Raw genomic sequence first — 1,080 nt, 5'->3', positions numbered from 1 at the left:
GGCGGATTCAACCGGTCGTCGCAACGATGGGCTTTTCTGGCTCTGATAATAGTCGTTGCATGGCTTCAGCGGGTGTGCTGCCGCCGAGCGTTTTGCGGGGTCGATTGTTGAGTTCGGTGGCGACTTCGAGTAGCCGCTCGGGCGAATGGACGGATAAGTCGGTGCCTTTGGGGAAATATTGGCGCAGCAGCCCGTTGGTGTTCTCGTTGGTGCCTCGTTGCCACGGCGAATGTGGATCACAGAAGTAGATCGCTATCGTGGTGGCCAGCGTGATCTGCCGGTGCTGGGCCAGCTCGGTTCCTTGGTCCCACGTCAGAGTCTTCACCAAGTGCTCGGGGAGAGTCTTGATGGCGGCCAACAGCCCCTCGCGAACCGTGATCGCGCCGTGATCACCGGGAAGGTGGACGAGCATGGTGAACCGCGTCTGACGCTCCACCAACGTAGCGATCGCCGACCGGCAGTGTGACCCCAAGATTAGATCTCCTTCCCAATGCCCCGGCACGGCTCGGTCCTCAACCTCCGCCGGCCTCTCGCTAATCATGGTCATATCCGGGATCTTGCCCGAGTTCTTCGCAGCGGGCCGTCTCGGATGCCGGATGGCGCGGCCGGTGCGTAAATGCTGATGCAGATCACCGCGCAAGTCACCCCGCCCGCCCCCATAAAGCGCCTGGTAGATCGCTTCCGGACTGACTCGCATCTCCTGCCGATCGGGAAACACCGCAGCCAGATGGTCACTGATCTGTTCCGGACTCCATTTCAGGCACAACTTTTTCTGCACCAAAAAAGCCAGTTCCGAATGGTCGAATTTGCTCGCCTTGGGACGACGTCCGCGAAGCTCAGCCTGCTTCTGCGCCGCATACGGGGCGTACTTCGTCCGTGCCTGCGGGCCAGTCTTGGACCCGCCTCGAGCGAGCTCTCGACTGATCGTGGCAGCAGACCGGCCCACCAGAGCAGCGATCGCCCGCACACCGGTGCCACCCAGGTGCAAGTCCGCGATCTGCAGTCGTTCCTCCAAGGACAAGTACCGCCTAGACCTCTCTGCCTCAGGAAGAGGGATCCGCCCACCCGTTGCTTGACGCC

The 1,080-nt window shown here is 61.7% G+C and carries 1 protein-coding gene; it reads right to left on the bottom strand.

Translation table 11 applies throughout. The features are described from left to right. Nucleotides 1–7 precede the first annotated feature (7 nt). A complete protein-coding gene (locus tag CXY77_RS00005; RefSeq protein WP_104129357.1) occupies nt 8–1,057 on the bottom strand; it encodes an IS30 family transposase in 1,050 nt (349 codons plus the stop codon). Nucleotides 1,058–1,080: the final 23 nt, after the last annotated feature.

The organism is Cryobacterium sp. N21 (assembly GCF_002929575.1).
GTDB classification, from domain to species: Bacteria; Actinomycetota; Actinomycetes; order Actinomycetales; family Microbacteriaceae; genus Cryobacterium; species Cryobacterium flavum.
The sequence above is the reverse complement of the archived record's forward strand: the minus strand, read 5'-3'. Positions and strand labels throughout refer to the sequence as shown.